This window comes from Microbacterium sp. HMWF026 (assembly GCF_003061325.1).
In the GTDB taxonomy this organism is placed as follows: domain Bacteria; phylum Actinomycetota; class Actinomycetes; order Actinomycetales; family Microbacteriaceae; genus Microbacterium; species Microbacterium testaceum_E.
This window is the reverse complement of record NZ_QAJB01000301.1, coordinates 1-7,968: the sequence shown is the minus strand read 5'-3', so window position 1 is coordinate 7,968 and position 7,968 is coordinate 1. Positions and strand designations below refer to the sequence as shown.

Genomic DNA, 7,968 nt, shown 5'->3' with positions numbered 1-7,968 from the left:
GAGATCGGACATCCGCGAGATGCCGCTGTCGGCGCGGACGATGCACTGCAGGTAGTTCTGATAGACGCGGCCGATGGCGACGACGTCGCCGCCCGCCTCGGCTGCCGCGTCCACGAGCGCGAGGGCGAGATCGACGCGGCCCTCGCTCAGCAGGCGGAGGTTGTCGATGCTGCCCTCGGTGGCCAGCGGACGGATGGCCACGGCTCTCGACGTCCGCGTCGCCGCCGCGAGCAGCTCGCCGAATTCCAGGTAGCTGCCGCCCGGCTCTCCGCACCCGAGAATCAGCGGGCTGGTCGTCGACGGGCTACAGGCGGCGAGAGAAGCGATGCTCGCAACGGCGACGGCCGAGAAGAAGGCGCGGCGGCTCAGGGCCGTCACGGTCGGCTCCACTCGAGGCGCGCGCCGAGGCCGCCGAGATCGGACCGTTCGAGGCGGAGGTGACCGCCGCCCGCGCGCATCAGCTCGGCCACGATCGCCAATCCCAGACCGGTGCCGGGCGTCGAGCGGTGCGTCCGGGCACGCCAGAACCGCGTGCCCATGTTCTCGAGGTCGCCGTCGCCCAGCCGCGTCCCCGAGTCGTCGACGCGCACCGCGACCGACCCTTCGTCCGCGCGCAGGGCGAGTCGGACGCGCGCCCCGCTCCCGGCGTAGTTCACGGCGTTGTCGAGCAGGACCTGCACCATCTCGTCGAGGTCTGCCCGCCCGCACGGGACGGTGCAGACGGGTTCGTCCGCCGCGTCGAGCTCGAGGCCCGCGGCATCCAATCGTGGACGGTGGGGGCGGCCCAGATCGGATGCCGACACCCGGCACTCGCGCTCGGCCCCCTCGTCGCGCGCGACGTCCACGCCGTGGCGAGAGGCCGAGGCGCGGTGCTCCGCGTTCGCGAGCGTCAGCATCCGCTCGACGGTGTGCTCGAGACGATCGAGGTCGTGGTCGACCGCGGCAAGGTCGTCCGCGGCATCCGGATCCCGGGGGAGCGAATCCACGCGGAGCCGGATGGCCGCCAGGGGTGTGCGCAGCTGGTGCGAGGCGTCGGCGACGAAGCCGCGCTGCTGCTCGAGCGTGTTCTCGACCTCGGCGGTCATCGTCGTGAAGGCGCGGCTCAGCCGACGCAGTTCGGGCGGTCCGGACGGCCGCAGCGGAACCGGTCCGCGATGCGCCCGGAGGGCGGCCACAGCAGAGTCCAGGGCACGGACGGGCCGCAGGATCCATCGCGTCCACCACAGCGACGCCGCCATGAGCGCGGCGAGCAGCAGCAGTCCCACGACGACCACGAGCGCCCACGCCGCACCCACCTCGGTCTTCGCCGGCACGAGATCGACCTCGAGCACGACGACCCCCGTCGACAGATCGCCGGCGGCGATCACGGGGACGGCGACCAGCGCGGAATCCGGCGCCCAGGGCGCGACCCGCGGCAGCGACACCTGCGGGATCGCCCGCGAGGCCGCGCCCGCGATCGCGCGCACGTCGAGATCGGGCGACAGGCCCCCCGCCGAGGCCACGGGATCGCCGCTCTCGTCGAGCACGAGCACGGCCTCGCCGTACACCGCGTAGAAGCGATCGAGGTAGGCCTGCAGCCCCGAGGTCCCGCCCTGGACGAGCGCCGTGCGGGCGCGTTGCACGACCTGGTCGAGCGAGGCCTGCCGCTGCAGCGCGACCTGCTGCGTCCGCGAGTCGGCGATCGACTGGGCCGAGGGGATCAGCACCGCGACGACGGCGATGAGGCCGAACACGAGCAGGGGGAGGAGCACGCGCAGCTTCACTCGGCATCCTCGAGTCGGTATCCGAAGCCGCGCACCGTCGTGATCGTCAGTTCGGGCAGCTTCTGACGGACCTGGCCCAGGTGAACGTCGAAGGAGCGCGACGAGGCGGCGTAGGCGTCGCCCCAGACCTCATCGAGGACCACGCGCCGGCTGACCACCGTCCCCGCCCGGCGGGTGAGCGAGAGCAGGATGCCGAACTCGTTCGGCGTGAGCGCGACCTCGCGTCCCGCCACGCTCACGCGGCGAGCGTCGACGTCGATCGACACGGCGGAGGTCTCGACGCGGGTCGGCTCCTCTGGCGGGGTGTACCGACGCGTAACGGCGATCAGGCGCGCGAGCAGCTCGTGCAGGCGGACGGGCTTGACGAGGTAGTCGTCGGCTCCGAGCGACAGGGCGCGGACCGTGGAGCGCTCGTCTCCGCGGGCGGTGACCACGAGGACCGGGATCGGGCTGAGCTCGCGCAGATCGCGCAGGACGTCGAGACCGTCGCGGTCCTCGAGGCCCAGATCGAGGAGCACCGCCTGAGCGTCGCGATGCCGCAAGAGCACGTCGCTGCCCCGCGACACCCGGGAGCACGTGTGGCCCGCTCGGCCGAGGGCCGAGACGAGGGCTGCGGCGACGGAGTCGTCGTCCTCGGCGACGAGTACGTGCATGCTCCATGGTAGGCACAGGCCCCCGGCACACGAGGTCGACGAATGTAAGGCGACTGTAAGGATCCGGACGTGTCGCGTCGACGGCGGGCACCATGGCCCATACGTCTCGTCGCCGCTGCCGGGAGCTCTTCTCGACGGCGGGGACGAGACGACCACCGACCCTCGACCGATCGGATTCACATGTCGACGACGACGACGATCCCCACGAGCCTGCGGCGCTCCATCTCGAACACGCTCAAAGGCTCGGCCGGCAACCTCGTGGAGTGGTACGACGTCTACGTCTACTCCGTGTTCGCGGTCTACTTCGAATCGCAGTTCTTCAGCTCCGACGACAAGAACTCCACCATCTACGTGTGGGCGATCTTTGCCGTCACCTTCCTCATGCGTCCCATCGGCTCATGGTTCTTCGGCCGGTTCGCCGACCGGTACGGCCGCCGCCTGTCGCTCACCGTCTCGGTGTCGCTCATGGCCTTCTGCTCCCTGGTCATCGCCTTCGCGCCGACCGCCGAGGCCATCGGCGCCGGTGCCGTCGTCATCCTGGTGTTCGCCCGTCTCGTCCAGGGCTTCGCCACCGGCGGCGAGTACGGAACGAGCGCGACGTACATGTCGGAGGCGGCCATGCCCGGGCGCCGCGGTTTCCTCTCGTCGTTCCACTACGTCACCCTGGTCGGTGGCCACGTGCTCGCCCAGACCACCCTGCTCGTCATGGTGCTGACCCTCGACGAAGAGGCGATCACCGCGTGGGGCTGGCGCGTCGCCTTCGCCATCGGCGGTGTCGCCGCGGTCGCCGTGTTCTGGATGCGCCGCACGATGGACGAGTCGCTCGAGAAGCACGTGCTGGCCGACAACAAGGCGGGCCGCTCGAAGGATTCGGGCTCGATGCGCGACCTGCTGGTCAACAACTGGCGGCCGCTTCTGCTGTGCTTCGCGGTCACCGCGGGCGGCACCGTGGCGTTCTACACCTACTCGGTCACGGGCCCCAACATCGTCAAGACGGCATTCTCGGGCGGCGACGTCGTCACGGGCACCGTGATCAATCTCATCGCGCTGACCGCCCTGATGCTCATGCAGCCTCTCGGCGGGTGGCTGAGCGACAAGGTGGGACGCAAGACGCTGCTGGTGTTCTTCGGCGTCGGGGGAGTGCTGTACACCTGGTTCCTCATCACGATGCTTCCGCAGCAGACGAACGAGTTCGCCGCATTCGCGATCCTCCTCGGCGGCTTCGTCATCCTCACCGGATACACGTCGATCAACGCCCTCGTGAAGGCGCAGCTGTTCCCGACGCACGTGCGCGCTCTCGGCGTCGGTCTCGGGTACGCCCTCGCCAACTCGCTGTTCGGCGGGACCGCCCCGCTGCTGTACGCCGGCGCGCAGTCCACCGAACAGGTGCCGATGTTCATCGTCTACGTCACGCTCATCATCGCGGCCTCGCTGGCGGTCTACGTCTTCGCGCTGCGCAACAAGGCGCCCAACTGGCTCGACGACGAACTCGTCATGAAGGAGGCCGCTCACAAGAGGACCCGCGAGACGGTGGCGTCGCGCTGACGCACGCGAGGCGGATCCGGATGCCGAGACCCCGGCGTCCGGGTCCGCCTCTCACCACGCCCGCGAACGATGAAAGCCCCCGCCGAAGCGGGGGCTTTCTCTCTGGGTGGACCTGAGGGGACTCGAACCCCTGACCCCCTGCATGCCATGCAGGTGCGCTACCAGCTGCGCCACAGGCCCGTTCTTTTGTTTTCCGCCCCGTTCGAGGCAACTCCATGAGCTTACAACAGAGTTCGCGGGGGAGAAAAATCGACGCCGCCGGGCGTGTCGTCGGTCGCCGCGACGGCGTCGATCAGGCGCTGCCGCAGCGCTTGACCGCGAGCGCTGAGGGCACGCTGACGCGCCACGTAGACGGCCTTGCCCTCGGGGGTCTCGATGGCGACCGAACCGTAACCCCAGGCCGTCAGATCGTAGGGCGAGGCCTCCATGTCGAGGGTGCGGATGTCGCGCGCGAGTTCGAACGCGTCGAGCAGCACCGTCCCCGGCACGAGGGGGCCGAGCTTGACGGCCCACTTGTAGACGTCCATGCCCGCGTGCAGGCACCCCGGCTGCTCGCGGCGCACCTGATCGTCACGGCTGAGCGGCGTGCGATTGAGCGGCACGGCCTCGGGCGTGAAGAAACGGAAGGCGTCGAAATGCGTGCACGTCAGCTGGTGCGCGTCGACGACCGCGTCGGTGCCCTCGCGTCCCAGGCGCAGCGGCACCGGGTGACGCACCTCGTCGGAGCGATACGCCATCGCCCACTCGTGCAGCCCGAAGCAGCCGAACGACGCGGGACGCGCGACCGTGGCCCGCAGCAGATTCAGGATGCCGCCGAACATCGAGCCCTTCTCGGAGCGGAAGGCCGTGGCATCCACCGTCACCCCATCGCCCGCGGCCCGGTACCAGCGCCAGGCGGCGCGCTCGGGGGCGTCGCGCAGGACGACGCCCACGCCCGGGTGCCACCGGCGCAGGATCGCCGGCTTGTACGAGTAGTACGTGAAGAGGAAGTCCTCGACCGGATGCTTCTCGCCGCGGCTCGCGCGGGCGCGGTGCGCGGCGGTCAGGGCGTCGGCGCGCTCCGCGTGGGCGGTGGCGAGCGGCATCCATTCCGTCCGCTGGAGGGCGACCGCGTCGAGAGTGAGGCTCACTCGACGGGCTCGATCAGTTCGGCGGAATCGTTGCGGACGTTGCCCACCGCCGCCGACACGACGTGATCGTCGAGGGTCTCGGCCACGTCGGGGGCGGCGTCGATCGCGGCGTCGAGCACGTCGCCCACGTTCTCGGTCGTGGGGTCGAGCCAGGCGTCGGCGAAGTCGGGGTCCATGAACAGCGGCATGCGGTCGTGGATCGACCCCAGGCGTCCGATCGCGTCGCGCGTGAGGATCGTGCAGCTGAGCACCCAGCGGGCGGGGTCGTCGTCGGCGCGAGCGGGGTCCTTCCACCACTCGTAGAGCCCCGCGAAGAACAACGGCGAGCCGTCGGCGGGGTGGATGTAGTGCGGGGTCTTACCCGCATCGGTGGTCTTCCACTCGTAGTAGCCGGATGCCGGAATGACCGCCCGCCGCTTGATGAGGGCGTTGCGGAACATCGGCTTGTCTTCGATCTCTTCGGAGCGGGCGTTGAACGCGCGCGCGCCGATCTTGACGTCTTTCGCCCATCCCGGCACGAGGCCCCAGCGGGCCACCTCGAGGCGGCGCACCGGCGGCTCGCTCTTGATCGAGTCGAGCACGATCGCCACCTGCGACGTGGGGGCGATGTTGTACGAGGGACGGGGCAGCTCGTCGGCTTCGACGTCGACGCGCAGCACCCCCACGAGCTCGCTGGCCACGTTGGCTACGACGAATCGACCGCACATAGCTCCACCGTACGCGTCACCTCCGACATCGGGGGAAGCGGCGGCATCCCGTCATCTCGTCGGTCGGGGACGCGTCAGTCGTCGCGCGAGATCACACCGACGCTCTGCAGGCGTTCGAGCAGCCCCGCGCCGTCCGACTCGGTCACCCAGGGCACCTCGGCGGCGGAGTGGTCGTCGACCACCGTGCGGCCACCGGCCAGCACCGCCTCGGCGGGCAGCAGCCGGCGGATCGCGACGGCCGCGACGCTTTCGGGGTGCTCGATGGCGAAGCCGGTGTAGATCGCGTCGTCGTGCTGACCGTCGTCGCCGACCAGCAACCACTTCACGTCGGGGAACTCCGCGGCGATGCGGCGCAGGTTCTGCTCCTTGTGGTCGCGACCGCTGCGGAACCACCGGTCGTGTGTGGGACCCCAGTCCGTGAGCAGGAACGACCCCGCCGGGAAGAGGTGGCGCCGCATGAAGCGCGTCAGGGTCGGAGCGACGTTCCACGCTCCCGTCGAGAGGTAGATGACCGGGGTGCCGGGGTGCTCGCGCGTCAGCCGCTCGAGCATGACGGCCATGCCGGGCACGGGCTGACGCGCGTGCTCGTCGACGACGAAGGAGTTCCACGCGGCCAGCAGGGGCCGGGGTAGGGCGGTGACCATGACGGTGTCGTCGATGTCGCTGACGACGCCGAAACGCACGTCGGCACCGACGATGAACACGCGCGTCTCGGTCGGGTCGCTGCCCTCGACCGACATCGTGATGGTCTGCCAGCCCGGAGCAAGGGATGCCGGCAGCTTCGCGTCGATCACGCCACCGCGGTCGGCGGCGACCCGGTGCGTCACCCCGTCGATGACGACGGTGACGTGCGCGAAGCCCACCGGCACGGCGGCGAAGCTGCGCCAGCCGCGAAGGCTCGCGAACTCGCCCGTCGAGGTGCGCTTGATCGGCGGGGCGATGAGGACGCGGCCGAGGACGCGAACCCATTCCTGGGTTCCGTACCCCGGAAAGCCGGTGACGACGGGGCGCAGTCCGCGGGCGCGGGCCCGCTTCTCACGCCACCGATGGAAGCGGCGCTCCAGTCGGGCGAACCAGAGCACTTTGGCGCGAGGAGAGCGAGGCATCCCGCTCAGTCTTTCACGTCGCCGTCCGCCGGTTCGAGGGGCTGGACCTCATCGGCCAGGTGACGGCGCTCCGCGCGCTCCAGCAGTTTCTTGCCCAGGTAGATCAGGACGAGGAAGACGACCAGGATCGCGACGAAGACGTACCCGGCGTAGTGGATCTGATCGGCCAGCTCGCGGTACGTGCCCGCGGCGGTCGCGGCGACCGTGATGTACAGCCCCGCCCACACCATGCAGGCGGGAGTGGTCCACGCGATGAAACGCCGGTAGCTGTAGCCGCTCATCCCGACGGTCAGGGGCACGAGGGAGTGCAGCACGGGCAGGAAGCGCGAGAGGAAGATCGCGGGCCCGCCGCGTCGGCGCAGGTAGCGATCGGCGCGTTCCCAATTGCGCTCGCCCAGTTTCTGCCCGAGCCGCGACGCGCGGATGCGCGGCCCGAAATACCGGCCGAGCCAGAATCCGAAGCTCTCGCCGATGAGCGCACCGACGACCACCGCCGCGCCGAGCACGACCCCCTCGAGGGGCGACGCGATCGCGGTGCCGGCGACGATCACCATGGTGTCGCCCGGCACGATCAGTCCCACGAGCACGCTGGTCTCGAGCATGACCGCGATCCCGGCGATGACGGTGCGCAGCACGGGGTCGACGTTCTGGACGACGTCGAGCAGCCACGTGAGGATCTCGTTCACCTCTGAAAGCCTAGGGGCGCGGGCCTCGGCCTAGCCTGGGAGCGTGCCGCACTCCACCTCCCCGTTCACCATGACCGGGTGGATCGATCCCGAGGCGGCGTTCGCGCACCTCTTCGCCGACGCCCCGCACGCCTTCTGGCTCGACGCCGGCGTCGACGCACGGAGCGGGTGGAGCTGGATCGGAGAGGGACGCCCCGACGCGTCGGCGCAGCCGATGCACCGGGATGCCACCACCCCGTCCGCCGCGGACGACGCCGGGCCGTTCCGCGGGGGATGGGTGGGCTGGCGGACCTACGAGGGCGAGGCGGCGTTCCTGCGGGTCGAGCGCTTCCTCGCGTTCGATCACGCGGCGCGGCGGGTGTTCGCGTTCGGCGACCC

General features: G+C 70.4%; 8 protein-coding genes, 1 tRNA gene and 1 pseudogene. 2 read left to right on the top strand and 8 right to left on the bottom strand.

Annotation, left to right across the window (positions count from 1 at the left end):
* The 3 genes from DBR36_RS18085 to DBR36_RS11730 all read right to left on the bottom strand — a co-directional run.
* Nucleotides 1-378: TAXI family TRAP transporter solute-binding subunit (locus DBR36_RS18085; RefSeq protein WP_308810955.1), on the bottom strand; the 378-nt coding region annotated here is incomplete at its 3' end.
* Nucleotides 375-1,763, bottom strand: a complete 1,389-nt coding sequence (locus tag DBR36_RS11735) for a HAMP domain-containing sensor histidine kinase (RefSeq protein ID WP_108319590.1) — start codon at nucleotides 1,761-1,763, stop codon at nucleotides 375-377. The genes DBR36_RS11735 and DBR36_RS18085, both read right to left, overlap by 4 nt.
* Entirely contained in the window at nucleotides 1,760-2,416 is a 657-nt protein-coding gene (locus DBR36_RS11730; protein ID WP_108319588.1) for a response regulator transcription factor, read from the bottom strand. Before DBR36_RS11730 ends, DBR36_RS11735 begins: the two co-directional genes overlap by 4 nt.
* Nucleotides 2,417-2,596: 180 nt before the next feature.
* Here DBR36_RS11730 and DBR36_RS11725 point away from each other — a divergent pair, with 180 nt between their 5' ends.
* Nucleotides 2,597-3,961 (top strand): MFS transporter, encoded by a 1,365-nt coding sequence (locus DBR36_RS11725; protein WP_108319586.1) that lies wholly within the window; start codon nucleotides 2,597-2,599, stop codon nucleotides 3,959-3,961.
* Nucleotides 3,962-4,068: 107 nt separating this feature from the next.
* Here the strand turns inward: DBR36_RS11725 and DBR36_RS11720 are convergent.
* The 5 genes from DBR36_RS11720 to DBR36_RS11700 all read right to left on the bottom strand — a co-directional run bounded on the left by DBR36_RS11720 (nucleotide 4,069) and on the right by DBR36_RS11700 (nucleotide 7,590).
* A tRNA-Ala gene (locus tag DBR36_RS11720) sits at nucleotides 4,069-4,141 on the bottom strand.
* Between the two features lie 41 nt (nucleotides 4,142-4,182).
* Entirely contained in the window at nucleotides 4,183-5,046 is an 864-nt protein-coding gene (locus tag DBR36_RS11715; RefSeq protein WP_108319604.1) for a 3-methyladenine DNA glycosylase, read from the bottom strand.
* 41 nt (nucleotides 5,047-5,087) lie between these two features.
* Entirely contained in the window at nucleotides 5,088-5,798 is a 711-nt protein-coding gene (locus DBR36_RS11710) for an SOS response-associated peptidase (protein WP_108319584.1), read from the bottom strand.
* A 74-nt stretch (nucleotides 5,799-5,872) separates the two neighbouring features.
* Entirely contained in the window at nucleotides 5,873-6,904 is a 1,032-nt protein-coding gene (locus DBR36_RS11705; RefSeq protein WP_108319582.1) for an App1 family protein, read from the bottom strand.
* A 5-nt stretch (nucleotides 6,905-6,909) separates the two neighbouring features.
* On the bottom strand, nucleotides 6,910-7,590 hold the full coding sequence (locus DBR36_RS11700; RefSeq protein ID WP_108319580.1) for a DedA family protein: 681 nt from the start codon (nucleotides 7,588-7,590) through the stop codon (nucleotides 6,910-6,912).
* A 43-nt stretch (nucleotides 7,591-7,633) separates the two neighbouring features.
* Here DBR36_RS11700 and DBR36_RS11695 point away from each other — a divergent pair.
* Nucleotides 7,634-7,968, top strand: a pseudogene (locus tag DBR36_RS11695) (anthranilate synthase component I family protein); the annotation flags it as partial.